Genomic DNA, 24,589 nt, shown 5'->3' with positions numbered 1-24,589 from the left:
TTTTGCCAATCTTGAGCAAACCGCCCTCAACTCGGTCAATCTTGATCTGACCGCAGAGAGGCGGTTTTACATCAGTTTATAACCCGATGATTTGCCAACGGTTGTGGGACAAACCGTCGATTTTGCCTTGTTTCACATTGCTGATGTAGTCGATCATCATATTTTGGATCGTACCGGCTTCAGTACCTAACGCCACTTTGGATTCCCAAAGCACGGGAATTTGCTGATCGGCGAAAATACCGCCCTTTTTGCTTAGTTGCCCGAAGCGGTAGGAGTTCATGCCGACTTTGAGTTTCATCTCGTCCGTGATCTTAGTGCCGTTTGCCAGTGCTAAATCGACGATTTTATCACCGCTCTGTTTTCTCAAATCAATGTGATAGCTAACGCCGCCAAAGAGATCGAACGTCACATATTTTGATTTGCCGCGCACCTCATCGTAACGGTAGTTACTGTCACCGGTTTGAATCGTATTGAAATAGTCCGCCGACCATTCCATATACTGTTTTAATTGTTTTCCGCTCAGTTCATACACGGTGACATCGCCGCCGGCATAGCGGTAGTTATAAACAATATCTTTTTTCTTGATTGCGCCTTTATCCAAACGCACGCTTTCGTGATCGAATGCAAAGGAGACCACATCGGCGTTGCTGTAGTGTTGCTGCACATCGTGAATCAATGAGGACAGTCCGGTATCTTGCGAGAAAGCGATTGAAACACCGTGATTTTTTCCTTGCGGGATCAGATCGTTTGCCGTTTGCCCGATTTCAACGTTGTTTAAACGTCGCAATTCATCGTGGTACGGCTGATAGATTTTCACAATTTCAGCATCGGCTTCAAGTTGGCTGACCGGCACGGTTTTGGCAGTTTTAGCCAGTAATGACACCTCTTTTTGCGCATTGATATCAAACGTCAAATCAACTTCCGATATCACCGTGCCGTAGCGGTGCGGCTCGGTAATCAGCGTGTTGTTAATGGTTTCGCTCGGAATATCTTTATGCATATGACCGGCAATAATCACGTCGATCCCCTCGACGGCGTTAATTAAATCGGCGACACCGGTGTCGGCAATATTATTTTCATTTTCGATCCCCATGTGCGCAAGCACCACAATCGCATCGACACCCTGTGTTTTCAGTTTGCTGATTTGTTGTTTGGTTTCTTCGATAGGCGAGCTGAATTTCATCTGATCCAAATGTCCGCTGTCTTTTTCAAAGATTTGCGACATTGGCGTGGTTAAACCGATAATGCCCAGCTTAATCCCCTCTTTTTCGATGATCGTCGTCGGCTCAAGGTATCTTCTGCCGTTTTGATAATAGAAATTGGCGGTCAGTTTTTGTGCGTTGATATCGTGCAGAATAGCGTCCAACGCGGGCATACCGAAGTTAAATTCGTGGTTGCCCAGTACGAAAATATCGTAATTCATGGCATTTAGCACTTTCGGCACGGGATTATCTTGATAGTATTCTGCGGTTTTTGCAAACACTTCCACTTGATTATCCTGAATGGCATCGCCGATATCCACGAGCACCACGTTTGGGTGCTCGTTACGGATCTGTTTTACATAAGTGGCAATTTGAGCGTAGGAACCGGATCGATCTTCCATATCCGCACCGTAACTCCACGGAACAATCCTGCCGTGCACGTCGGACGTACCTAAAAATTTAATATTGACCTCTTTGGCAACTGCGCCACTAACCGCAGATAAGATAAATAGTGCAGCAAGCATTTTGTGCATAAGTTGAATTCCCACTTGATAAAATTATATCTATCTTAACCGATTTTTTATTAAGAGTAAGTCATGCAATGTAATTTTACGGCGTTGCCTGCTTTAACAACTCTTTGGCATTGGCCAACGTGGTGTTGGTGACTTCGCTGCCGCTGAGCAAACGTGACAGTGCATAGATCCGCTCTTTTTTATCAAGTGCGGTCATTTCGGTTACGGTTGCGCCGTCTTGAGTGAATTTTTGCACACTAAAGTGTTGATGACCGTAAGCGGCGACTTGCGGCAGATGGGTCACACATAAAATCTGGCATTTTTGCGCCAGCTGCTGCATCAGTTTGCCGACAACCGTTGCGGTTGCGCCACTGATGCCGACATCGACTTCATCAAAAATCAAAGTCGGGGTCGCCAGTTTATCTGCTGTCAGCACTTGAATCGCCAATGCTATCCGTGAAAGCTCGCCGCCGGACGCGATTTTGGCGAGCGGTTGCGACAATTGTCCTAAGTTGCTGCGCAGCATAAAGGTGATTTCATCGGCGCCCTGTATGCCGATAGCCTCCGGATTGTGTTTGACCACAATTTCAAACTCAGCATTTTCCATCGCCAACTGTTTGATTAAAGTGGTGATCTGCAAAGACAGTTTTTGAGCGCCTTGTAAGCGGGATTGATATAAGGTATTACTGATCTGCTGCAACTCCGCGACCGCACTTTCGAGCTGTCGACGTAGTTGTTCTTCGCCTTCGCTGATATCAATCAATGCCGCCAGTTGTCGTTTTAATTCGCGGTGGTGCAGGTGTAGTTGCTCTGGACTGACATGGTGCTTCTTAGCAAGCTGCAATGCCATACCTAAACGCTGTTCGACTTCCGCCAGCAGATAAGGATCTTGCTCAATGCCGGAGGAGAGCGTTTGCAGCTCGGAAGCGGCTTCCTGCACTTGAATCAGAGCCTCTTGCAACAGATTCATCAGATTATCGTATTGCCCGCTCATTTGTGACAGCTCGGTGCAATAGCGTTCCGCTTTATTTAGCATCGCTTCGATATTGACCGATTCGTTCTCATTTAGCAGCATACTGATCGATTGCGAAAGCTGGGTAATCTGCTCGGCGTTGGCTAAACAGCGTTGTTGCTGTTCTAATTGCAGATATTCATCGGCTTGCAGATTAAACTCGTTCAGCTCTTCCACTTGGTATTGCAGCAACTGTTTTTTCGCTTCGTTTTCTGCCAGCTGCTGTTGAAACTGTTTAAGCTGCTGTTTAGCCTGCTTCCAGTTTTGATAGGCCTGTGCCATATGTTGTAAGTGCGGTTGGTTGTGGCAAAACTGATCCAATAAAATCAGTTGTTCTTCGCTTTTCAACAGGCGCTGCGAGCTGTGTTGCCCGTTAATTTGAATCAGTAAAGCACCTAATTCACGCAATTGCGCCACCGGAACGGGGCAGTTGTTGATAAAGGCTTTGGAGCGCCCGTCATTGCGGATCACACGGCGTAAAGTGCAATGGCTCGGCGTATCGACATCTTCCAGCTCATATTGTTGCAGCCAAGCCAAAGCAGGCGAGTTGTTACCGATTTGAAAGGTTGCCCGCACTTCGCCGCGCTCTTGCCCGTGGCGAATCATGCTGCTTTCCGCACGATCACCCAAACATAAACCGAGCGCATCGATTGCGATGGATTTTCCGGCGCCGGTTTCTCCGGTAATCACGCTCATACCGGCGTTTAACGCCAGATCAAGTTGGTTGACGATAGCAAAATTATTGATATTCAGCTGGACTAACATAGCAAACCTCAATACTGGTTATTTATACAGTAAATATAATATACTGTTTTTTTATCCAGTAAAGCGGTTTTTGTGACTTTTCTCAAAATTAATTAGAAAAGTTTTTGCAGCCAGCCCAGTTTGGCGCTGAGCACGTTAAAGTAGTTATAGTCGTTCAAATGCAGCAAGCGCAAGGTGTCCTTGCTTTTACGCACGATAATTTTATCGTCCGGCGAAAAAGCATGAGCCACTTGGCTGTCGCAGCTGATTTCCAGTTGGCGCACGGTGTATTGCGCAAAGCGTAGCGAAATAACGCTGTTGCCGTCGATTACCAACGGTCTGGAGGACAGGGTGTGCGGAAACATCGGCACGAGGGCGATGGCATTTAATTGCGGGGTTAAAATCGGACCGCCGGCGGATAACGAGTAGGCGGTCGAACCGGTCGGGGTCGAAATAATCAAGCCGTCGGAACGTTGGGAAAAGGCAAATTTATCATCAATATAGACTTGAAAATCGATCATATGCGCAATTTTTGCCGGATGAATCACCACTTCGTTGACGGCATTGTTTAAGTTGATTAATTCGTTGCCGCGTTCGACCGTCGCTTCCAGCAAAAAACGCTCTTCGATAAAATATTCGCCCTCTTCCAAGCAAGAGTGCAATTGGGAGTAGGCATGCTTGGGATCAATATCGGTTAAAAATCCCAAATGCCCGCGGTTGATACCGATTACGGCGATATCGTAACGCGCCAAAATGCGTGCCGTGCCGAGCATATTGCCGTCGCCGCCGATTACAATTGCCAGATCGGCTCTTTCGCCGATTTGTTCGATCGAGGCGGTGTGGCTTTCTGCAATGGAGAGATCTTTGCCGATGTTTTCTTCAACCAAAACTTCGTAATGGCGTTCGCTTAACCAGTGGTAAATGTTTTTATGCATTTGCAGGGCATTATTGTTTCTTGGCCGTCCGACCAAGCCAATGGTGTGAAACTTACGTTTGCCTTTAGCAGCATTGGGTGTCAAAGAAGAGTAATCACTCATTTATTTTGCTCATAAAAAACAATAAAAGTCAGCTATTGCTTGAAATAGGAATTTTGAACCCTATATTAACAAAAAGAGGGGTAATTGAAAGCACTATTGAGCGAATCGGGCTTACGGATAGCGCGGTTTTTCGCTAGAATAGGCAACTTGATTGATTTCAGCAGACAGACGGAGAGGAAAATGTCAGACTTATCTGAAGAAAAAAAAGTAGAAGCAGCAGAAGCCACAGCAGAAAATGTCGATATGCAAGCGCATGAAATGGAAGCGGTCGGTGATCCGCTGGAAGAGGCGATTGCACGAGTGCAGGAGTTAGAAGAACAACTGGAAGAGAGCAATAAACGGGTGCAGGATATTCAGTTGAGAAGTCATGCCGAAGTGGAAAATATCCGTCGTCGTGCGGCACAGGATATTGAAAAAGCGCATAATTTCGCCTTGGAAAAATTCGCCAAAGAATTATTGGAAGTGATCGATAATTTAGAGCGTGCGTTAGCGTTGAAAACGCAAACCGCCGAAGACGAGGCGAGCAAAGCCATTTTTGACGGCGTGGAACTGACCCACAAATCGCTGATCGCAACAGTCAACAAGTTTGGGATTGAAGCGGTCGGTGCAGTTGGCGAGGCGTTTAATCCAGAATTACATCAGGCGATTTCGATGCAGCCGAGCGAGGGTTTCAGCACCAATCAGATTACACAGGTATTGCAAAAAGGCTATCTGCTGAACGGGCGTGTGATTCGTCCGGCGATGGTGATGGTTGCTGCCTAGAAGCCGGTCAATTGTACCATCAAAAGAAAATCGCCATTTTGGGTATGCAAAATGGCGATTTTTTTAGCGCAAGGTTCAGTAAATTACATTTTGGCGACGGTTTTAATACCCAATAAATCCAAACCTTGCTGCAACGTATTCTGCGTGAGTGCAGCCAACTGCAAACGGCTGTCTTTCAAGGCTTGATCGTCGGCATTCAAAATCGGGCAGTGTTCGTAGAAGCTGGAGAAAATCCCTGCCAATTCATATAAATAAGCACATAACACATGCGGCGTGCCGTCTTTGGCAACGGTTTGCACCGCTTCTTCAAATTGCAGTAATTTAATTGCCAGTGTGCGTTCTTTCTCTTCACTCAAACTGATGTTACCCTGTAACGAATCAGGATTGATTCCACTGCGGCTGAAAATGGAATGGATACGGGTGTAGGCATATTGCATATAAGGTGCGGTGTTGCCTTCGAAACTCAGCATGTTATCCCAGTCAAACACATAATCCGTCGTACGGTTTTTGGACAGATCGGCATATTTCACCGCGCCGATCGCAACCGCTTCCACCACTTGTTGCAATGCTTGTTCGCTCAAATCGGGATTTTTGGCACGAATCAATTGTTCTGCCCGTTCAATCGCTTCGTCCAGCAAGTCGGTTAATTTCACGGTGTCGCCGGAACGGGTTTTGAACGGCTTATTGTCTTTGCCCAACATCATACCGAAGTTAAAATGTTCCAGACTCATGCTGTCGGGAATGTAGCCGGCTTTACGCACGATTGTCCACGCCTGCTGCAAATGTTGGCTCTGGCGGCTGTCGGTAAAATAGAGCGCACGGTCGGCGTGCAGCACGTCATGACGATATTTGGCGGCGGCAATATCGGTGGTAGTGTAGAGAAAACCGCCGTCGCTTTTTTGTATAATCACACCCATCGCTTCGCCGTCTTTATTTTTAAATTCATCTAAAAACACCACAACCGCACCTTGATCTTCCACCGCAATACCTTTGGCTTTCAGATCAGCGACAATGCCCGGCAACATCGGGTTATACAGGCTTTCGCCCATCACATCATCGTTACTCAAGGTCACGTTTAAGCGATCATAAGTCTGCTGATTTTGTTGCATGGTAATGTCCACCAGTTTGCGCCACATGGTCAGGCAATATTGATCGCCGCCCTGCAATTTCACCACATAATTGCGTGATTTCTCGGCAAATTCGGCATCGCTGTCATAACTCTGTTTCGCCGCACGGTAAAAGGCTTCCAAATCGCTCAAGGCTAAATCTTCGGCGTGTTCGTTTTCCACTTTTTCCAGATAGGCAATCAGCATACCGAATTGCGTGCCCCAGTCGCCGACGTGGTTGGCACGGATCACGTTATGCCCCAAATATTGCAGCACGCGCACCACGGCATCGCCGATAATGGTCGAACGCAAATGGCCGACGTGCATTTGTTTGGCAACGTTCGGCGCAGAGTAGTCGGCGACGATTGTTTGTGGTCGGGTGGTTTTATCCAATAAGTGCGGTTGTTGCAGCAGCTGTCGACTTTGTTGTGCCAACCAACTGTTTTTCAGAAAGATATTGATAAAACCCGGGCCGGCAATTTCCACTTTTTCGATCAAATCGCCCAAATCCAGTTGGTTAATCACCTGTTGCGCCAAGTCGCGCGGCGGCATAGCCAATTTTTTAGCCGCCGCCATAATGCCGTTTGCCTGATAGTCGCCAAACTGTGGTTTACCGGATTGGCGGACAAGGGCATCGCAATGCTGTTCTGCGCCGGCGGCAATCATTGCTTGTTTGATTTTTTGCGATAAAATGTGCTGAATATTCACTGAAATTGTAGCCTTTTTAGATTGAATAATATGAAATAAATTGGCGGCTATCATACCGTTTTATCCGGATTGAGGAAAGACAGAGCACCGAAAAATGACAAATTTAACCCAGCCCCACCCGCTATTGCGGCAAGAAACCGCACTTGGCAACAGTTTTAAGCGCTTTGAACAGAGTATCGTGCAATTAGCAGGCGCGATCGGCTTGGATCTCGCCGTAAGCGAAATCGATCATTTGGCGCTGCGGGTCAACACCTTTGAACAGGGTGAAAAATGGCTCGCTGCGTTGCTAAAGTGCGGTCGGCTGCTCAGTGAGAATACGGTTAACGGCAGACCGATCTATTTGGTGACTTTGTCACAACCGCTCTTTTTTGCCGGACAAGCGGTGTCGATCATCGAATTGCCGCTACCGAAAAATAAGCGCTACCTGCAACAGGGCTGGGAACATATCGAAGTGGTGATGCCGTTTTTGGCGAAAGAATCGCCAAACGAATGGCTTGAACGGGTGATTCGACAATTTAGTTTGAACGAAAACCCGCAGTTGCGAGTCAAAGTGGACGAACCGAAAGTTGCAGGGGAAAGACTTTGCAATCCTTCAATTGCAATGACATTTATTGACAATGTTGAAAATTTAACTTGTATCAAATTTCATCCGTATTCTATTATGGATATTGTTAAACAAGAACAGTGAGCGTCAATCTCACTTAATTTGAGGAAAAAAACAGTATGAAAAAATCGATGTTAGCTGTGAGCGTGATGATGGGATTAGCGGTGGTAGGTTGTGCCAACAAAGATGTTTACAGTGGCAATGTTTACACCGGCGACCAAGCCAAAGAAGCCCGTTCAATCAGCTACGGTACTATTGTTTCCAGTCGTGAAGTGGCGATCCAAGCGCCTAATCAAGGCGTGATCGGCACGGTCGGCGGCGGCGCTATCGGTGGGATTTTAGGTTCTACCGTCGGCGGCGGTTCCGGACAAGCGATCGCCACTGCTGTCGGCGCAGTTGCCGGTGCGGTTGCCGGCAGTGTGATTGAGCAGAAAGCCAGCCAAGTCGATTCTCTGGAACTGGTGATTAAAAAAGATGACGGCAAAGAGATCGTCGTTGTGCAAAAATACGATTCCACTTTAGTGCCGGGTGCGCGGGTGAGAATCGTTGGCGGTTCGACGCTAAACGTTTCTGCGCTGTAATTTATTTTATCTAAATAAAGATGAAATAGTATACTTTCAATAAAGTAAAAGAGCGGTTGGGGATCATTGTCCTCAACCGCTCTTTGTTATCGTTTAAGTTATGGTTTAAGTTATCGTTTAATCGTAATGCCGCTGCTATTCCTGATTTTCTTCCAATTGTTTGCGCTTGCGCTTCCAATAGGTTATGCCGACAGCCACAATAATGACGGCTAGAATCAGGTAAATCCCCATCTGCCCGTGGCGCATTTGCGCTTTAATCCAGTCGATATTTTCAGCGCCGTGATGGCCTAGATAGACCCAAATCGGAACGGAGATAATCGCAGCAAAAAAGTCAATCAGCAAAAAACGCACGAAACCGACACGACGGGTGATACCGGAAATAATATAAACCGGTGTTCTCAAACCCGGCAGAAAACGGGCGAAAAACAGCAAACGGTTGCCGTAACGATCGAATTTGTCTTTCACCATTTTCAAACGTTTGAAAGTAATAAAACGTTTAATCAAGCGGAAGCGTAAAATTTTCACACCATAAAAACGGCCGAGCATATACATCAAGCAATCGCCGAACAACACGCCGATCATACCGACCACGACCATCCAATGCGGATTGGCATAACCCAGCCCGGAAATAATCCCTCCGGAAACCAACGTGATGTCTTCCGGAATCGGCACACCCATGCCACACAAAAGTAAAACGAAGAAGACGGCGAAGTAGCCATAATTAGTGAAAAAATCAATAAAAAATTGCACGATCAATCCGTTATATGTAGTTAATATAGGTTCAATTTCTTGTGTTGAAATCACAGGAACTGGGCGGTATTGTGCCTTTTTTTGGGGGTAATTACCATAACAAAAACAAGAAATCTGCCGAATAAAACCGTACTGCTAAGAATTTCGCCATAAAATGCGCAAAGTGCGGTGATTTCATTTGCGCCGACGATAAAAATTGACTAGAATAGCCGCCCTTAAGTTAATGCTTAAGCAACATTGTTGAGGATTGCTGGGTCGCCTGCAATCCTTTAAATATTCATTGAGAAACACTGTATTCAGGTTGTTTCACTTATTTTGAGAAATGCAAAATGTACAAATTTAATGCTGAAGTTCGTCAAGCGCAAGGTACGGGTGCGAGCCGCCGTCTGCGCCATGCCGGTTTAATTCCTGCCATCGTGTACGGTGGTAACGAAGCGCCGGTTTCAATCACTTTAAACCATGATGAGTTGAACAATGCTCAAGCTCATGACAGTTTCTACAGCGAAGTGATCACCTTAGTTATCGACGGCAAAGAAGTTGCTGTTAAAATCCAAGCGGTACAACGTCACCCGTTCAAGCCAAAATTGGCTCACTTGGACTTCAAACGCGTTTAATTTTTTAATTATTCGTGATAAAAACACCAACAGTCTATGATTGTCTGGTGTTTTTTATTATCCGAAGCCTTTCAAGAGAAAAACGGCAGGAAAAAAATGAAAATTGCCTTAGGTATTGAATATGACGGCAGCCGCTACTTCGGCTGGCAGCGCCAGCAAGCGGTGAAAAGCGTACAACACACCTTAGAAACCGCACTTAGCAAGGTGGCTGCTCATGAAGTCTCCGTTTTTTGCGCCGGACGCACCGATTCAGGCGTGCACGCCACCGGACAAGTGGTGCATTTTGAAACCGATGCGATTCGTCAGCCGCAGGCTTGGAGTTTGGGGGTGAATGCCAATTTGCCGAGCGATATTAAAGTCAAATGGGTGCAGACGGTGGAAGAGGACTTTCACGCCCGTTTCAGCGCAACCGCCCGTCGTTACCGCTATGTTATTTTCAATCACCCTTTGCGGCCGGCGATTTTAGCCAACGGTTTAACCCATTACCACTTGCCGCTGGATCAGGAGAAAATGCAGCGAGCCGGACAGGCATTGCTCGGCGAATTGGATTTCAGCTCGTTTCGTGCGGCACAGTGTCAATCCCGCTCCCCTTGGCGCAATGTTCACCATTTGAATGTCAGCCGTTTGGGGCAGTTTGTTATCGTCGATATTCAAGCGAACGCTTTTGTGCATCATATGGTGAGAAATATCGTCGGCAGTTTGATTGAAGTGGGTAACGGCAATCAGCCGCCCGAATGGATAGCATGGTTACAGCAACAGAAAGACCGCACATTGGCGGCGGCGACCGCCAAAGCAGAAGGGTTATATTTGGTGGACGTACGTTATCCGCCGCATTTTGCGCTGCCGAAAACGCCGCTCGGACCGCTCTTTTTGGCAGATTAGTTCGCTTAAAGTTGGAAAAACGGTATAAAAAAAAGGATAAATATGGTGTAATAAGCCAAATTTATCGACATTTATTAATAACCCATATTAATTGAGCAACCATCAATTAAAGAAATCATCAAAAAGGTTAACCAATGAGCTGGATTGAAAGAATTTTTAGCAAAACCTCGGTAAGCAGCAGTAGCCAAAAAGCCAACGTGCCGGAAGGGATTTGGACCAAGTGCACCTCATGCGAGCAGGTTTTATATCGTGATGAAGTGGTGCGCAATTTGGAAGTGTGTCCAAAGTGTGGTCATCATATGCGGATTGATCCGAGAACACGTTTATTGCAACTCTTGGACGAAAACAGCGCACAAGAGCTGGCGGCGGAATTTGAACCGGAAGATGTTTTAAAGTTCAAAGATTTAAAACGCTATAAAGACCGTATCAGTGCGGCGCAAAAGCAGACCGGTGAAAAAGATGCGCTGATTGTGATGCAAGGCAAAATCTACGATTTACCGGTGGTGGTTGCGGCATTTAACTTTAATTTTATGGGCGGCTCGATGGGTTCGGTGGTCGGCGGCAAATTCGTCAAAGCGGCGGAAACGGCGCTGGAAAACGGCTGGCCGTTAATCTGTTTTTCCGCCAGCGGCGGCGCACGCATGCAGGAAGCGCTGTTTTCCTTAATGCAAATGGCGAAAACCAGTGCGGTGTTGGCGAAAATGAAAGAAGCCGGCGTGCCGTATATTTCGGTGTTGACCGATCCGACCATGGGTGGGGTGTCAGCCAGTTTTGCCATGCTGGGCGACATTAATATTGCCGAACCGAAAGCGTTGATCGGTTTTGCTGGTCCACGCGTGATCGAGCAGACCGTGCGCGAAAAACTGCCGGAAGGCTTCCAACGCAGCGAATTTTTATTGGAAAAAGGCGCGATTGATATGATTGTCAATCGTTTGGAAATGCGCAAAACCTTAGCCAGTATTTTATCCAAACTGTGTGCTCAACCTTCCCCGTTCAAAGAAGTGGAATTGGTTGAAGACAATGGACAACCGCAAGAAAACGACAGCCAAAGCTAAATGGTTATGACGACATCTTTACAAGCCACCTCTCCGCTGGAGAAGTGGCTTTGCTATATTGAGCAGAGCCACGGCAAAATCATTGATATGGGATTGGAGCGGGTCAAACGGGTTGCCGCCGAGTTGGCGCTGTTGCAGCCCGCGCCTTTTGTGATCACGGTCGGCGGCACCAACGGCAAAGGCACGACTTGCCGCCTGTTGGAAATGCTGCTGTTAAACGCCGGTTATCGTGTCGGGGTCTATTCTTCACCGCACTTGCTGCGCTATAACGAACGGGTTCGAATCCAAAATCAGGAATTGCCCGATTCGGCACACAGCGCCGCTTTTTATTTTCTCGATCAGCATAAAAGCGAATCCTTGAGCTATTTTGAATTCAGCACCTTATCGGCGCTGTATCTATTCAAACAGGCGCAGCTGGACGTGGTGATTCTGGAAGTGGGGCTGGGCGGACGGTTGGACGCCACTAATATCGTCGACAGCGATATCAGCGTAATCACCTCGATCGATATTGATCATGTCGATTATCTGGGCGACAACCGCGAGCAAATCGGCTATGAAAAAGCCGGTATTTTTCGCGCCGGTAAACGTGCGGTAATCGGTGAGCCGGATCTCCCGCTTTCGGTGATCGAGCATGCGGCACAAATCGGCTGCGAACTGTTCCGGCGTGACAAAGAGTGGTCATATTCCGAGCAGGCGCAAAGCTGGCAGTGGCAAAGCCATAGCGAGAAAAATATCGATAAAAGTGCGGTCTGGCAACATTTGCCGCTGCCGCAAATTCCGCTGGCCAACGCCGCAACCGCATTGGCGGTGTGCGCATGTTTGCCGTTTCGGATCAGTGCTGACACTGTGCTGAAAACCTTGACCGAAGTCGAATTAAGCGGGCGGTTCCAAACGATTCAACCGTCACAATTACAAATTTTGGCGGCGCGCTGGCAGTTACCGCTCGCCAAGTTTCCGCAGGTGATCGTTGATGTCGGGCATAATCCGCATGCGGCACGCTATTTAGCGCAAAAATTACGACAGCTGAAAACGCAAGCTGGCAAGTTACAGCGTCACCTTAAAGTGACGGCGGTCTTTGCGATGTTGAAAGACAAAGATGCCGGCCATGTGGTCGAACCGTTGGCAGGTTTGATCGATCAATGGCACTTTGCAACCTTGGATTGCTATCGTGGGCAGCGCGGCGAACAGTTGCAAAGTGCGGTCGCGGATTATTTAACGCCGCCGCAGCAACAAACCGCAAAAACTGCTTCCAGTGTGACTTTGGCGGTTAAAACCGCACTGTCGGAAATGCAGCAAGATGAATTGTTGCTGATTTTCGGTTCTTTTTTCACCGTTGCCGAATTTTTAGCCTTGCTTGCGGAGCAAAATGTGAAGCGTAAAGCCGTTTAGCAGGCTAAAAAGTGCGGTTTAGGTTGTGAATTCGGATAAAAAAGTAGCCGTATAAAACGAAAACAGGTAGGATAATCTTAGGGTGAACGGACGGTGGCAAAATAATGCAGATGAATGGATTTTTTTATTGGGAGTATGATCAAGCAGCAGATTGTCTGATGCTGTGTTCTGACGCGACCCAACGAAAAATCCGTACGGCGTTGAAAGGCGAAATGCTCTGTCAGCAGGCGTTAAGCCGTTGCGATTGCGAAACCGAAGATTTTCTGTTTTATAGTCAAATTATAGACCTGATTGAGTACAGCGATTTGATTACGCCGTCTCAATTGGAATTTATTGCGTATACCGCCGTAGCCGCCCGTTTGTTTTTATTGCCGATTCAGCCGAAAAGCTGGTTTTTTGAATTCGCCCCGCACTCTCAGCCACAGAATCAATCGGCGGAGAGTGACTGGCTAAACGATATGCCGGCTTTTGTGCAGACTACCATCAAACAAAATCAGCAGCCTATTACCTTGCTTGCCGTGGGCGGTGACGGGGATGTGGTCGATTGCCTGTTACTGGAAGCGCAATTGGAGCTGCCTGGTTTGCGCTTGCAATTCGGGCAACCGTTGCGGATTTTCAATAACCGCTTGCAGCCGTCGGCAATCGCCGTACAATCCGAGCGGTTATGGCAGCAACAGTACGCTTGATTTGCAACGTATCAACCCATTACCAGCCCCATCATTAACCCTTTAGTTGAGAATATTCATGCAGCAACAACAGTTAACCGTTTCCAATTCTACGATTGATTTACATTGTCACAGCAATATATCCGACGGCGTATTGCCGCCGAACGACGTGGTCGCCAGAGCGGCGGAAAAAGGCATTCAACTGTTGGCACTGACGGATCACGATACGGTGGACGGCTTAGATGAGGCGCGGTTTGCGGCGCAGCAACACAATATCCGTTTGATTAACGGTGTGGAAATTTCAACGTTGTGGAATAATCGCGGCATTCATATTGTCGGTTTGGGATTTGATCATAAACATCCGGCGATGACCGCACTTTTGGCGCAACAAGCGCAATTGCGGCAACAACGGGCGCTTGAAATCGGTAACAAATTGGAAAAGTGCGGTGTCGAACAGGCCTACGCCGGCGCAAAATCGCTGGCTGAAGGTGAAGTGACCCGCGCACACTATGCGCGTTATTTGGTGCAGATCGGTAAAGTAAAAAACGAAACCCAAGCCTTTAAACGCTATCTGGGGCAAGGCAAACCGGCGTATGTCAATGCACAATGGTGCGATATCGAAACTGCCAATCGGGTGATTCACCAAGCCGGCGGTTTGGCGGTTTGCGCCCACCCGTTGCGCTATCCGCTGACACGCAAATGGTTGCAGCGCTTATTAAGCGATTTTCAGCAGTGGGGCGGCGATGCGGTGGAAGTGGCGCACAGTGGACAATCGCCGGATCAACGGCATAATTTAGCCAAACTGGTCGATGAAATGGGCTTGTTGGCATCGGCCGGTTCGGATTTTCATTATCCCTGCGGTTGGATTGAACTGGGCAAAAACCTTTGGTTGCCGACAGTGTCGAAACCGATTTGGCAAATGCCGCATTTTCAATATTAGCAACCGTCTCCCACTCTGTCGCACCGCACTTTGCCACCTCAGCCAAATTAGGCGGAAGTGCGGTTTGCCGTGTTAATAAAATATCCGCCGTAAATAGAAATCGCTTATTGTTTTTGGTTATATAGCGTATAATTCCACGCGTAAATTTTGTCATATCAATTGCCAGTAATAGTAGATAGAGAGAAGTCGATGAGCCAGTTTTTTTATATCCATCCCGATAACCCGCAGCCCCGTTTAATCAAACAGGCTGTTGAAATTTTGCGTAGCGGCGGCGTCATTGTCTATCCGACCGATTCCGGCTATGCGTTGGGTTGCATGATTGGCGAGAAGCACGCGATGGATCGCATTGTCGAGCTGCGGCAGTTGCCGGAAGGACATAATTTTACGTTGGTTTGCAGCGATTTGTCCGAACTGTCCAATTATTCGATTGTCAGCAATGTGGCGTATCGTTTAATTAAAAATAATACGCCGGGGCACTATACCTTTATTCTGACCGCAACCAAAGAGCTGCCGCGCCGTTTGATGACATCGAAACGCAAAACCATCGGCATTCGCGTGCCGGATAATAAAATCGCACTCAGTTTGTTGTCAGAGCTGGGCGAACCGATTTTATCCTGCTCCCTGATTTTACCCGGGGAAGAAGAAACACAATATGATCCGGAGGAGATTCGCGATCGTCTGGAAAAACAGGTGGATTTAATCATCAACGGCGGTTATTTGGGACAAAAACCGACGACCGTCGTGGATTTGACCGACGACACACCGCAAATTATCCGGATCGGCAACGGTTCAACAGCACCTTTTGAGTAGTCACTACTTGAGAAGAACTACTTGAATAATAACTACGCCGTTTAAATTATCAATTATTGACACCCGTGAGGGTGACACAGAGGAACACATGAAAGCAATCAACAAACCTGCACAAGCGGGCAAACGGCTTGGCAAACAAGCAAACAACGCGGCAACGGCGGCAAAAAACCGTGCGCCGCATTCGCCAAATACCACACGTGATGCCGGCCAAAAACCGCAAGCGCCGAAGCCGGTTAAAACCGCTGACAATACAACGGAAGCAACGAATAAAAAGAGAGTCAGCGGCGAGAAGTTGCAAAAGATTCTGGCTCGAGCCGGACAAGGGTCACGCCGCGAAATCGAAGCGATTATTGCGCAAAACCGGGTTAGTGTGAACGGACAAATCGCGACCTTGGGCGATCGCATTGAGCTGCGCAGCGATACCAAAATCCGTATTGACGGCAATCTGATCAATTTAACCGCCGTACAAAAACAGGTTTGTCGAGTGCTGATGTATTACAAACCGGAAGGGGAGCTGTGCACCCGTCACGATCCGGAAGGACGGGCTACGGTGTTTGACCGACTGCCGCGTTTGAACGGTTCGCGTTGGATCGCGGTCGGACGTTTGGACATTAATACCTCCGGCCTGATGTTGTTCACGACCGACGGCGAGTTAGCCAATCGTTTAATGCACCCGAGCCGTGAAATCGAGCGTGAATATTCCGTGCGCGTGTTCGGCGAGGTGAACGAAGCGATGTTATTCCGCTTGCGTAAGGGCGTGCAGCTGGAGGACGGTCCGGCACAGTTTAAATCCATCAAGAGCGGTGGCGGCCAAGGCATCAACCAATGGTTTGACGTGACATTGACCGAGGGGCGTAATCGTGAAGTCCGCCGTTTGTGGGAGTCGCAGGGCATTCAGGTCAGCCGTTTGATCCGTATCCGTTACGGCAATATCAGTCTGTCGAAACAGCTTCCGCGCGGCGGTTGGCAGGAAATGGCGTTGACCGAAGTAAATTATCTGCGTGAATTGGTCGGTTTGCCGCCGGAAACGGAAAGCAAAATTGAACAGCATACCCAGCGCCGCCGCATGAAAACCGCCAAAATCCGTAAAGCGGTCAAACGTTTTTCCGGACAAACCGCGACCCGCCGCCAGCGCAATAATGATCGCTAACCGGATCGAGAAAAGGGCCGATAAAAGGAATGTGAGATGAAGATTCAACAGTTACGCTATATCATTGAGATTGCCAATCAAAACCTGAACATTACCGATGCTGCCGAGTCGTTATATACTTCGCAGCCGGGGATCAGCAAACAAGTGCGGTTGCTGGAGCAGGAGTTGGGACTGGAAATTTTTGAGCGCAACGGCAAACATATCAAAAGCATCACTGCCGAAGGGCGCAAAATTATCGCCATTGCGCGCGAATTATTAGCCAAAACGCAAAGTATCAAAGCGATTGCCGATGAATATACCCGTCCCGATCACGGCATTTTGCGCATTGCCACCACCAATACGCAGGCACGTTATGTGCTGCCGAAAGTGGTCGAGCGCTTTTTAACCCGCTATCCCGATGTCAGTTTACAGATTCACCAAGGCTCGCCGACACAGATTTATGATGCGCTGCTGTCGGGCGAAGTCGATCTGGCGATCACCACCGAAGCGCAATATTTGTTCGAAGGCGTGGTGTTGTTGCCGTGTTATAACTGGAACCGTTCGGTAATCGTGAAACGCGATCACCCGTTGGTTAATTGTAAAAACATTACGATTGAAGAGCTGGGCAAATATCCGTTGGTGACTTACACCTTTGGTTTCACCGGTGCGTCCGATTTGTCGCAGGCGTTTAACAGCAGCGGCATTCTGCCGAATATCGTGTTCACCGCCACTGATGCCGATGTGATCAAAACCTACGTCCGCTTGGGCTTGGGGGTCGGGATTATGGCATCCATGGCACACACCCATGAAGACACCGATTTGGTGGCGATTGACGCTTCGCATCTGTTTAAACCGAGCAGCACGCAGATTGCCTTTAAACGCGGCTCTTTCTTGCGCCATTATATGTATGATTTCATCAATTATTTTTCGGATCACCTGACCCGTCCGATGGTCGAACAGGCGGAAAAAATGCCGAATAACAATGCGATCCAAAAATTATTCAGCGATATTGAATTGGAAATGCGTTGAACGCAGGAAAATCACCATCAAGCGGTATCAGAGGCGGATAGTTTTCCGCCTTTATTTTGGCTGTCGGCGCTTAAATATACTGGTAAGCCAGCGCATTGTTTTGCGCCTCGATCCGCACGGCTTGTAACAGATAGTCGATTGGAATTTGAGATTTATAGACAAAGCGCTTACAGACCGAAAGAAATTCGGCGTCCAAATATTGGGTATAAACCGCACATTCGCTACTGCCGGCACTGTCGGCATTGACGCCCGCCATCGCCCGTCCCTGCAATTTGCCGTAGATGTGAATATTACCGTCGGCGGCGACTTCCGCCCCTTGCGCCACATCGCCGTGAATAATCAAATCGCAGTTTTTGGCATAGATGACTTGTCCGGCGGTGACATTTTCACGCACGATTTTGGGCGGCACATAACGAAATTGGGTCATGATTTCATCTAAACTGGTGCTTTTGCCCAACGCCGGCAGGTTGTAGCTCAACACCAACTCTTTTTCCAGATTATTCTGCCAATTGCTGACCCCGATCAGATTAATACCGAATTCCGCCAACAGTTGTTGCAATTTGAGCAGATCCATTTTTTGTAAAAACGGATTGAATTGCACAATCACCGGCACATTTTGGAAAAACAACGGCGATTTTTTGACTTTATTGGTCAAGGCTTTTTTAATCGCCACCAAACTGGAGCTATTAATGGTAATCAAAACAGAAGAGAACTGTCCGGTATGTAACTCAATAATATCATTTGCCATAATGCGCGGGAGTCGTGGTTTAGAGTGAATTTAGTGTTCTGATTATAGTATAAATTTCGTATAATGTTTTAATTAAAATAATAGGGTCTGCTGATGTTTGTTTATAATTTGAGCTATGGATTGTTTTCTGCCTTGTATTGGCAAAAAATCATCATAGCCCTACGGGTTATGTTTGAAATATAAACAAACATCAGCAACCCCTAATAATTGAATGAATTTATCAGGAGAATGCAATTTATGTTATGCGCCATTTATAAAACGCAGCGACATGTTGGCATGTATTTGTATGTTGCCAAGCGCGATGATTTTTCATCGGTGCCGCAAGCCTTGTTGCAGCGTTTCGGACAGCCGCAATTATTGATGTTATTCAATTTGAACGGCGAAAAACCGTTGGCATTGGCGGAGAATCATGTGGTGCGGCAACAGATTGAAGCGCAGGGATTTTATCTGCAAATGCCCCAGCAAGAAGAGAATTTATTGGAACTGTTTAAGTCACAACTTCAGGTGACAACGTCAGCTACAATTTGATTAATCGATAGGAAAGCAAATGTTTAAGAAAACCGTATTTATCGCTGCGCTGGCGTTAACCGGCTGTAGCGCGAATCAAAGCACTTATCACGGCCAGCCGTTTGATAAACCGAGAACGTTAAATTATTTTAACGATTATGTCGGCTATTTAGCGCAAAGAGCGGTTGCGGAGGGCGTGAGTGCGCGCACCATTCAACAAAAAGCGCAAAACGTCCGTTATATTCCGAAAGCGGTGGAGCTGGATAACAGCCAAGCGGAACGGGCGCAACGCAACCGTCATCTGCCGCCGACGCCGAACCCGAACGGTGTGACCAATTACCTTAATCGGGTGTTGACCGAACAGAAAGTCAACATCGCTGAACAGCGCTATTGGCAGCAACTGCCGGCGTTGAACCAAGCCAGCAAAAAATACGGCGTGCCGAATCACTATATTATGGCGTTGTGGGGCATGGAGAGCAGCTTTGGCTACTATCAAGGCAATTACGATGTGCTGTCGGTACTGGCAACGTTGGCGTTTGACGGCCGGCGCGAAACCTTGTTCAGTCAGGAATATATCAATGCGCTGAAAATTTTGCAGCAAAATGTGATTTCGCGCGAACGCATGAAAGGCTCTTGGGCCGGCGCTATGGGGCAGTCGCAATTTATGCCGAGTTCGTTTTTAAGTTATGCGGTTGATGCCGACGGTGACGGCAATAAAGATATTTGGAAAAACCAAAACGATGTGTTTGCTTCGATTGCCAACTACCTTGCGACGGTCGGTTGGGACAAAAATTTGCCGTGGGGTGCGGAAGTGGTATTGGATACACCAATGTCTTTGGATCTTGCCGGTATCGACAACGATAAAAAGCGCTCGTTGGCAACGTGGCAGGCGATGGGCGTGCGTTTGAAAAATGGCGGCAGTGCCGATTTACAACGCCGGCAACAGCTTTCCGGCGCGGATTTATGGCTGGTGCGGCCGAATAAAGAGGTCGGCAGAGTGTTTTTAGTCACTAATAACTACCGCACTTTACTCAATTGGAACAATTCCAACTATTTTGCCATCAGCATCGGTATGTTCGCCGACCGTATTGCACAACGTGTAAATCAATAAAAAGTCAGGAATTCATTCTATCTTTTGAAATAGGAATATGTTACAAATGGAGCGTTAGCGACGGAAGGAGGCGAGTATGTATCAGCATCGGGATATTAAAGGCAGCACCTTGGATCTACCGGTCAATAAAGTGGTTTGCGTCGGGCGCAATTATGTCGGGCACATCAAGGAAATGAACAACCCTGTGATTCAAGAACCGTTGCTGTTTCTCAAGCCGAATACCGCACTTTGTCCGTTACACAAACCGTTAGATATTCCGAAAAAATGGGGCAGGGTGGATCATGAACTGGAAATCGCCGTATTGATCGGCTCAACCCTGTCCAACGCTTCGCCCGGGCAGGTGAAAAGTGCAGTTGTTGGTTTTGCGGTTGCCTTGGATTTGACGTTGCGCGATATGCAGCAGGAGTGCAAGGAAAAAGGCTGGCCGTGGGCAAAAGCCAAAGGCTTTGATAATTCCTGTCCGATCTCCCATTTTATCCCTGCCGCGCAATTTCCGGATTGGGACAAAATCCGCTTCAGTCTCAGCGTAAACGGCGAACTGCGGCAAAAAGGCAAATCGGCGCAAATGATGACGCCGATCGTCCAATTAATCAGTTACGCCAGCCGTTTTTTCACCCTGCAAAAAGGCGACGTCGTTCTAACCGGCACGCCACAGGGCGTTTCATCACTGCAAGAGGGCGATCGCTTAGAACTGACCTTGGAGGACTATCGGGTGAAGACGGTGGTGATTTAAATTCAGTAACAACCGCCTAAAACTCAATCTCCAAATCGCTTTCCACCGTGCAGCAGCAGAGCAGAATTTCACCGGGTTGTAAAAATGCCAGCGGTGTTTCGCGGTAACTCACGTTACCGGTTAACAGTTTGACTCGGCAGGATCCGCAATAGCCGCTGCGGCATTGGTATTCATGCGAAATGCCGTGATTTTCCAAGGTTTCCAACAGCGAAGTGCGGTTGTCGTGTTCGACGCTGCATTGGCACTGCGGCAGGCTGACTTTATAGATTTTCATGGGAAATAAGACCGCTCTTTCGGTTTCTCAATAAAAGAGCGGTATGGTGTGCGGATTACAGGTTGAAGTCGCCGAAATCGTCAGCATCGATTTTTGAGTCGATCTGACCGACCAAATAGGAGCTGACTTCCACCTCTTGCGGCGCAACCTGTACGTTGTCGGAAACCAACCACGCATTGATCCACGGAATCGGATTGGAACGGGCTTGGAACGGCAACGGTAAACCGACCGCCTGCATACGGATATTGGTGATGTATTCCACATATTGACACAAAATATCTTTGTTCAGACCGATCATCGAACCGTCTTTAAACAGGTAATCCGCCCACTCTTTCTCTTGTTCCGCCGCGGCGACAAACAGATCGTAGGCTTCTTGTTTGCACTCTTCGATAATTTCGCCCATTTCCGGATCGTCCTGTCCCGATGCCATGATATTCAGGATATGCTGGGTTCCAGTTAAATGCAGCGCTTCGTCACGGGCGATAAATTTGATGATTTTGGCGTTACCTTCCATCAGATTGCGCTCGGCAAAGGCGAAAGAGCAGGCAAACGACACATAAAAACGGATCGCTTCCAACGCATTGACGCTCATCAGGCACAGATACAGTTGCTTTTTCAAGCTGCGCAGGCTGACCTCGCACTCTTTGCCGTCCACGGTGTAAGTGCCGGCGCCGTATAAGGTGTAAAGCTGGGTATCACGGATAAAATCATCGTAGTAGATTGAAATATCTTTTGCCCGTTTGATAATTTCCTCATTGGTGACGATGTCATCGAACACCACCGACGGATCGTTGACGATATTACGGATAATATGCGTATAAGAGCGCGAGTGAATGGTTTCCGAAAACGTCCAAGTCTCAATCCAAGTTTCCAGTTCCGGCAGCGACACCACCGGCAGCAGCGCCACGTTCGGGCTGCGGCCTTGGATCGAGTCCAGTAAGGTTTGATATTTCAAGTTACTGATGAAAATATGTTTTTCATGCTCCGGCAGGGCCTGATAGTCGATACGGTCTTGCGACACGTCGATCTCTTCCGGCCGCCAGAAAAAGGACAATTGTTTTTCGATCAGCTTTTCAAAGGTTTCGTATTTTTGTTGATCGTAACGCGCCACGTTGACGTTTTGCCCGAAAAACATCGGTTCTTTCAATTGGTCGTTTTTGTTTTGAGAGAAAGTGGTGTATGCCATTTTTAGCCTCTAATTATTAAAGTTATACCGGATTAAATCTTGCACGCGCCGCCGGAGCAGCCGTCGTCAATATCTTCTTGATTATCGTCGGCACCGTCACGGGTGTTTTGATAATACAAGGTTTTTAATCCATATTTGTATGCCGTCAGCAAATCGCCCAACAAACGTTTCATCGGCACTTTTCCGTCTCCAAAGCGTTTCGGGTCGTAGTTGGTATTGGCGGAAATCGCTTGATCCACGAATTTCTGCATAATGCCGACTAATTGCAAATACCCGTCGTTGCTTGGAATATCCCACAATAATTCGTAATTTTCACTTAAATTTTCATAATCCGGCACGACTTGGCGCAAGATTCCGTCTTTCGATGCCTTGATGCTGACATGGCCGCGCGGCGGTTCGATGCCGTTGGTGGCATTGGAAATTTGCGACGAGGTTTCCGACGGCATCAGGGCGGTCAGGGTGGAGTTGCGCAAGCCGGACTCTTTGATCGCTTCGCGCAAGCTTTCCCAGTCGTAATGCAGCGGCTCTTTGGTCAAACCGTCGATATCTTTTTTATAGGTATCGATCGGCAGAATGCCTTGCGCATAGGTGGTTTCGTGGAAGTAATTGCACGGCCCCAACTCTTGCGCCAGTTTATTCGAGGCTTTTAACAAATAGTATTGAATCGCTTCAAAAGTGCGGTGCGTCAGGTCATTGGCGCTGCCGTCGGAGTAGCGCACGCCGTTTTTCGCCAGATAATAGGCGTAGTTGATCACGCCGATTCCCAACGAACGCCGTCCCATTGAGCCGATTTCGGCGGCTTTGATCGGATAATCCTGATAATCCAACAGCGCGTCTAACGCCCGCACCGCCAGCTCCGCCAGATCTTCCAATTCGTCCAAATCGTCGATTTTGCCCAAGTTAAAGGCGGAAAGGGTACAGAGTGCGATTTCGCCGTTTTCATCATGGAAATGTTCTAACGGTTTGGTCGGCAAGGCAATTTCCAAGCACAGATTGGACTGGCGCACCGGCGCCACCGCCGGATCAAACGGCGAATGCGTGTTGCAGTGATCGACGTTTTGAATGTAAATCCGACCGGTAGACGCCCGTTCCTGCATCAGCAGCGAGAACAGTTCGCTGGCTTTCACCGTACGTTTGCGAATCGATTCGTCGGCTTCGTATTTTTCATACAGCGCGTCAAAACGGTCCTGATCGGCAAAAAACGCTTCGTACAAGCCCGGCACGTCCGAAGGGCTGAACAGGGTGATATTGCCGTTTTTGATTAAACGTTGATACATCAGTTTGTTCAACTGCACGCCGTAATCCATATGACGCACGCGGTTGTCTTCCACACCGCGGTTGTTTTTCAATACCAACAGGCTTTCCACTTCCAAATGCCAGAATGGATAATACACCGTTGCCGCACCGCCGCGCACGCCGCCTTGCGAGCAGGATTTGACCGCGGTTTGGAAATGTTTATAGAACGGAATACAACCGGTATGGAACGCCTCGCCGCCGCGAATCGGGCTGCCCAGCGCTCGGATTGCACCGGCGTTGATGCCGATTCCGGCACGCTGCGAAACGTATTTAACGATAGAGGCGGCGGTAGCGTTGATCGAATCCAAGCTGTCACCGCACTCGATCAACACGCAAGAGCTGAATTGACGGGTCGGGGTGCGTACGCCGGACATGATCGGGGTCGGCAATGAAATTTTAAACGTTGAAGTCGCATCATAGAAACGGCGGACAAAATCCAGACGGGTTTCTTGCGGATATTGGCTGAATAAACAGGCGGCAACCAACAGATACAAAAACTGCGCCGATTCGTAAATCTCACCGGTGACGCGGTTTTGCACCAAATATTTGCCTTCTAGCTGTTTCACGGCGGCATAAGAGAAGTTCATATCGCGCCAGTGATCGAGGAAACCGTCCATTTCGTCCCACTCTTCGCGACTGTAATCGGTCAGCAACGCTTCGTCATATTTGCCCATGCGCACCAGTTTTTTCACATGGTCGTATAAACGCGGCGGATCAAAATGCCCGTAGGCTTTTTTACGCAAGTGGAACACCGCCAAACGGGCAGCTAAATATTGGTAATCCGGCGAGTCTTTGGTGATTAAGTCGGCGGCGGCTTTAATGATGGTTTCATGAATATCCGATGTGCGGATCCCTTCATAGAATTGAATGTGCGAACGCAATTCGACTTGGGAAACGGAAACATTATCCAGCCCTTCGGCAGCCCATGTAATAACGCGGTGAATTTTATCTAAATCAATCGGTTCCAAACGCCCGTCACGCTTAGTCACCATCAATGCTTTATTCATTTGATTACCTATATCCAACCATGTTGGAGTGGAGTTGAAGATGATTATTTGAACACTATATATGGTATTCAGTTAAAAACGAACTACAAGATAATGTGCTTGAGAAGAAATATCAAGTATAAAATTTTCATTAAAAAGTATTGACAGCACACAATATCAAGCCGGCTTTGCGCTGAGCGGATCGGACAAGTTCAGG

The 24,589-nt window shown here is 47.9% G+C and carries 24 protein-coding genes; 15 read left to right on the top strand and 9 right to left on the bottom strand.

Translation table 11 applies throughout. From position 1 onward, the window contains the following. Window positions 1-76 precede the first annotated feature (76 nt). The 3 genes from B8880_RS03065 to B8880_RS03055 form a co-directional block, all read right to left on the bottom strand. Window positions 77-1,735 (bottom strand): bifunctional metallophosphatase/5'-nucleotidase, encoded by a 1,659-nt coding sequence (locus B8880_RS03065; protein ID WP_084255949.1) that lies wholly within the window; start codon window positions 1,733-1,735, stop codon window positions 77-79. Between the two features lie 76 nt (window positions 1,736-1,811). After that, window positions 1,812-3,491, bottom strand: a complete 1,680-nt coding sequence (recN, locus tag B8880_RS03060) for a DNA repair protein RecN (RefSeq protein ID WP_084255948.1) — start codon at window positions 3,489-3,491, stop codon at window positions 1,812-1,814. 92 nt (window positions 3,492-3,583) lie between these two features. Next, window positions 3,584-4,507, bottom strand: a complete 924-nt coding sequence (locus B8880_RS03055) for an NAD(+) kinase (protein WP_084255947.1) — start codon at window positions 4,505-4,507, stop codon at window positions 3,584-3,586. A 180-nt stretch (window positions 4,508-4,687) separates the two neighbouring features. Here B8880_RS03055 and grpE point away from each other — a divergent pair, with 180 nt between their 5' ends. Then, window positions 4,688-5,269, top strand: a complete 582-nt coding sequence (gene grpE / locus B8880_RS03050) for a nucleotide exchange factor GrpE (protein WP_084255946.1) — start codon at window positions 4,688-4,690, stop codon at window positions 5,267-5,269. An 83-nt stretch (window positions 5,270-5,352) separates the two neighbouring features. Here the strand turns inward: grpE and argS are convergent, their stop codons facing one another. Further along, complete coding sequence (argS, locus tag B8880_RS03045; protein ID WP_084255987.1) at window positions 5,353-7,083, bottom strand: arginine--tRNA ligase; 1,731 nt, start codon at window positions 7,081-7,083, stop codon at window positions 5,353-5,355. A 94-nt stretch (window positions 7,084-7,177) separates the two neighbouring features. On the opposite strand from argS, the gene B8880_RS03040 reads away from it, so the two are divergent. Both B8880_RS03040 and B8880_RS03035 read left to right on the top strand, forming a co-directional pair. Further along, on the top strand, window positions 7,178-7,771 hold the full coding sequence (locus B8880_RS03040) for a VOC family protein (RefSeq protein ID WP_084255945.1): 594 nt from the start codon (window positions 7,178-7,180) through the stop codon (window positions 7,769-7,771). A 35-nt stretch (window positions 7,772-7,806) separates the two neighbouring features. Continuing rightward, on the top strand, window positions 7,807-8,268 hold the full coding sequence (locus B8880_RS03035) for an outer membrane lipoprotein (protein ID WP_084255944.1): 462 nt from the start codon (window positions 7,807-7,809) through the stop codon (window positions 8,266-8,268). 135 nt (window positions 8,269-8,403) lie between these two features. Here the strand turns inward: B8880_RS03035 and B8880_RS03030 are convergent, their stop codons facing one another. Then, on the bottom strand, window positions 8,404-9,018 hold the full coding sequence (locus B8880_RS03030) for a DedA family protein (protein WP_115306385.1): 615 nt from the start codon (window positions 9,016-9,018) through the stop codon (window positions 8,404-8,406). Window positions 9,019-9,347: 329 nt separating this feature from the next. On the opposite strand from B8880_RS03030, the gene rplY reads away from it, so the two are divergent. From rplY to cysB, 9 genes are all read left to right on the top strand, one after another. Beyond that, window positions 9,348-9,632: a 50S ribosomal protein L25 gene (gene rplY / locus B8880_RS03025; protein ID WP_084255943.1), complete on the top strand. Its 285-nt coding sequence runs from the start codon at window positions 9,348-9,350 to the stop codon at window positions 9,630-9,632. 96 nt (window positions 9,633-9,728) lie between these two features. Next, window positions 9,729-10,514, top strand: coding sequence for a tRNA pseudouridine(38-40) synthase TruA (truA, locus tag B8880_RS03020; RefSeq protein ID WP_084255942.1), 786 nt, complete (start codon window positions 9,729-9,731; stop codon window positions 10,512-10,514). 134 nt (window positions 10,515-10,648) lie between these two features. Continuing rightward, complete coding sequence (gene accD, locus B8880_RS03015) at window positions 10,649-11,569, top strand: acetyl-CoA carboxylase, carboxyltransferase subunit beta (protein WP_084255941.1); 921 nt, start codon at window positions 10,649-10,651, stop codon at window positions 11,567-11,569. A 6-nt stretch (window positions 11,570-11,575) separates the two neighbouring features. Further along, a complete protein-coding gene (gene folC / locus B8880_RS03010) occupies window positions 11,576-12,958 on the top strand; it encodes a bifunctional tetrahydrofolate synthase/dihydrofolate synthase (RefSeq protein WP_084255985.1) in 1,383 nt (460 codons plus the stop codon). 158 nt (window positions 12,959-13,116) lie between these two features. Next, window positions 13,117-13,644 carry a cell division protein ZapC domain-containing protein gene (locus tag B8880_RS03005; protein ID WP_208610882.1) on the top strand — a complete coding sequence of 176 codons (528 nt, stop codon included), beginning with the start codon at window positions 13,117-13,119 and terminating at the stop codon, window positions 13,642-13,644. Between the two features lie 58 nt (window positions 13,645-13,702). Next, window positions 13,703-14,563, top strand: a complete 861-nt coding sequence (rnm, locus tag B8880_RS03000) for an RNase RNM (protein ID WP_084255940.1) — start codon at window positions 13,703-13,705, stop codon at window positions 14,561-14,563. Window positions 14,564-14,752: 189 nt separating this feature from the next. After that, entirely contained in the window at window positions 14,753-15,373 is a 621-nt protein-coding gene (locus B8880_RS02995) for an L-threonylcarbamoyladenylate synthase (RefSeq protein WP_084255939.1), read from the top strand. A gap of 88 nt (window positions 15,374-15,461) precedes the next feature. Further along, complete coding sequence (gene rluB, locus B8880_RS02990) at window positions 15,462-16,523, top strand: 23S rRNA pseudouridine(2605) synthase RluB (protein ID WP_084255938.1); 1,062 nt, start codon at window positions 15,462-15,464, stop codon at window positions 16,521-16,523. Between the two features lie 36 nt (window positions 16,524-16,559). Further along, the gene (gene cysB, locus B8880_RS02985) at window positions 16,560-17,531 is read left to right on the top strand and encodes an HTH-type transcriptional regulator CysB (protein WP_084255937.1); all 972 of its coding nucleotides are present in this window, start codon (window positions 16,560-16,562) and stop codon (window positions 17,529-17,531) included. A 70-nt stretch (window positions 17,532-17,601) separates the two neighbouring features. Here the strand turns inward: cysB and minC are convergent, their stop codons facing one another. After that, the gene (gene minC, locus B8880_RS02980; RefSeq protein WP_084255936.1) at window positions 17,602-18,279 is read right to left on the bottom strand and encodes a septum site-determining protein MinC; all 678 of its coding nucleotides are present in this window, start codon (window positions 18,277-18,279) and stop codon (window positions 17,602-17,604) included. A gap of 237 nt (window positions 18,280-18,516) precedes the next feature. On the opposite strand from minC, the gene B8880_RS02975 reads away from it, so the two are divergent. The 3 genes from B8880_RS02975 to B8880_RS02965 all read left to right on the top strand — a co-directional run bounded on the left by B8880_RS02975 (window position 18,517) and on the right by B8880_RS02965 (window position 20,630). Beyond that, complete coding sequence (locus B8880_RS02975; protein ID WP_084255983.1) at window positions 18,517-18,807, top strand: YcgL domain-containing protein; 291 nt, start codon at window positions 18,517-18,519, stop codon at window positions 18,805-18,807. A 19-nt stretch (window positions 18,808-18,826) separates the two neighbouring features. Further along, a complete protein-coding gene (locus B8880_RS02970) occupies window positions 18,827-19,897 on the top strand; it encodes a lytic murein transglycosylase (protein WP_084255935.1) in 1,071 nt (356 codons plus the stop codon). A 76-nt stretch (window positions 19,898-19,973) separates the two neighbouring features. Next, on the top strand, window positions 19,974-20,630 hold the full coding sequence (locus B8880_RS02965; RefSeq protein ID WP_084255934.1) for a fumarylacetoacetate hydrolase family protein: 657 nt from the start codon (window positions 19,974-19,976) through the stop codon (window positions 20,628-20,630). A gap of 16 nt (window positions 20,631-20,646) precedes the next feature. Here the strand turns inward: B8880_RS02965 and yfaE are convergent, their stop codons facing one another. Genes yfaE through nrdA form a run of 3 tightly spaced genes read right to left on the bottom strand, consistent with a single transcriptional unit; the run spans window position 20,647 to window position 24,393 of the window. Continuing rightward, window positions 20,647-20,904: a class I ribonucleotide reductase maintenance protein YfaE gene (gene yfaE / locus B8880_RS02960; protein ID WP_084255933.1), complete on the bottom strand. Its 258-nt coding sequence runs from the start codon at window positions 20,902-20,904 to the stop codon at window positions 20,647-20,649. 55 nt (window positions 20,905-20,959) lie between these two features. Then, entirely contained in the window at window positions 20,960-22,090 is a 1,131-nt protein-coding gene (gene nrdB / locus B8880_RS02955) for a class Ia ribonucleoside-diphosphate reductase subunit beta (protein ID WP_084255932.1), read from the bottom strand. Between the two features lie 32 nt (window positions 22,091-22,122). Next, entirely contained in the window at window positions 22,123-24,393 is a 2,271-nt protein-coding gene (gene nrdA / locus B8880_RS02950; protein ID WP_084255931.1) for a class 1a ribonucleoside-diphosphate reductase subunit alpha, read from the bottom strand. Window positions 24,394-24,589 lie beyond the last annotated feature (196 nt).

This window comes from Pasteurella testudinis DSM 23072, from assembly GCF_900176075.1.
In the GTDB taxonomy this organism is placed as follows: domain Bacteria; phylum Pseudomonadota; class Gammaproteobacteria; order Enterobacterales; family Pasteurellaceae; genus Chelonobacter; species Chelonobacter testudinis.
This window is presented reverse-complemented; position numbering and strand designations above follow the sequence as displayed.

Excerpts from the sequence above, each read along its gene's own strand:
- cysB (WP_084255937.1), top strand. The coding sequence starts at position 16,560 with ATGAAGATTCAACAGTTACGCTATATCATTGAGATTGCCAATCAAAAC.
- nrdA (WP_084255931.1), bottom strand. The coding sequence starts at position 24,393 with ATGAATAAAGCATTGATGGTGACTAAGCGTGACGGGCGTTTGGAACCG.
- B8880_RS03035 (WP_084255944.1), top strand. The coding sequence starts at position 7,807 with ATGAAAAAATCGATGTTAGCTGTGAGCGTGATGATGGGATTAGCGGTG.
- yfaE (WP_084255933.1), bottom strand. The coding sequence starts at position 20,904 with ATGAAAATCTATAAAGTCAGCCTGCCGCAGTGCCAATGCAGCGTCGAA.
- B8880_RS03055 (WP_084255947.1), bottom strand. The coding sequence starts at position 4,507 with ATGAGTGATTACTCTTCTTTGACACCCAATGCTGCTAAAGGCAAACGT.
- rnm (WP_084255940.1), top strand. The coding sequence starts at position 13,703 with ATGCAGCAACAACAGTTAACCGTTTCCAATTCTACGATTGATTTACAT.
- folC (WP_084255985.1), top strand. The coding sequence starts at position 11,576 with ATGACGACATCTTTACAAGCCACCTCTCCGCTGGAGAAGTGGCTTTGC.
- B8880_RS02995 (WP_084255939.1), top strand. The coding sequence starts at position 14,753 with ATGAGCCAGTTTTTTTATATCCATCCCGATAACCCGCAGCCCCGTTTA.
- grpE (WP_084255946.1), top strand. The coding sequence starts at position 4,688 with ATGTCAGACTTATCTGAAGAAAAAAAAGTAGAAGCAGCAGAAGCCACA.
- recN (WP_084255948.1), bottom strand. The coding sequence starts at position 3,491 with ATGTTAGTCCAGCTGAATATCAATAATTTTGCTATCGTCAACCAACTT.
- B8880_RS02970 (WP_084255935.1), top strand. The coding sequence starts at position 18,827 with ATGTTTAAGAAAACCGTATTTATCGCTGCGCTGGCGTTAACCGGCTGT.
- B8880_RS02975 (WP_084255983.1), top strand. The coding sequence starts at position 18,517 with ATGTTATGCGCCATTTATAAAACGCAGCGACATGTTGGCATGTATTTG.
- accD (WP_084255941.1), top strand. The coding sequence starts at position 10,649 with ATGAGCTGGATTGAAAGAATTTTTAGCAAAACCTCGGTAAGCAGCAGT.
- minC (WP_084255936.1), bottom strand. The coding sequence starts at position 18,279 with ATGGCAAATGATATTATTGAGTTACATACCGGACAGTTCTCTTCTGTT.
- rplY (WP_084255943.1), top strand. The coding sequence starts at position 9,348 with ATGTACAAATTTAATGCTGAAGTTCGTCAAGCGCAAGGTACGGGTGCG.
- B8880_RS03065 (WP_084255949.1), bottom strand. The coding sequence starts at position 1,735 with ATGCACAAAATGCTTGCTGCACTATTTATCTTATCTGCGGTTAGTGGC.
- B8880_RS02965 (WP_084255934.1), top strand. The coding sequence starts at position 19,974 with ATGTATCAGCATCGGGATATTAAAGGCAGCACCTTGGATCTACCGGTC.
- rluB (WP_084255938.1), top strand. The coding sequence starts at position 15,462 with ATGAAAGCAATCAACAAACCTGCACAAGCGGGCAAACGGCTTGGCAAA.
- B8880_RS03040 (WP_084255945.1), top strand. The coding sequence starts at position 7,178 with ATGACAAATTTAACCCAGCCCCACCCGCTATTGCGGCAAGAAACCGCA.
- truA (WP_084255942.1), top strand. The coding sequence starts at position 9,729 with ATGAAAATTGCCTTAGGTATTGAATATGACGGCAGCCGCTACTTCGGC.
- B8880_RS03005 (WP_208610882.1), top strand. The coding sequence starts at position 13,117 with ATGCTGTGTTCTGACGCGACCCAACGAAAAATCCGTACGGCGTTGAAA.
- nrdB (WP_084255932.1), bottom strand. The coding sequence starts at position 22,090 with ATGGCATACACCACTTTCTCTCAAAACAAAAACGACCAATTGAAAGAA.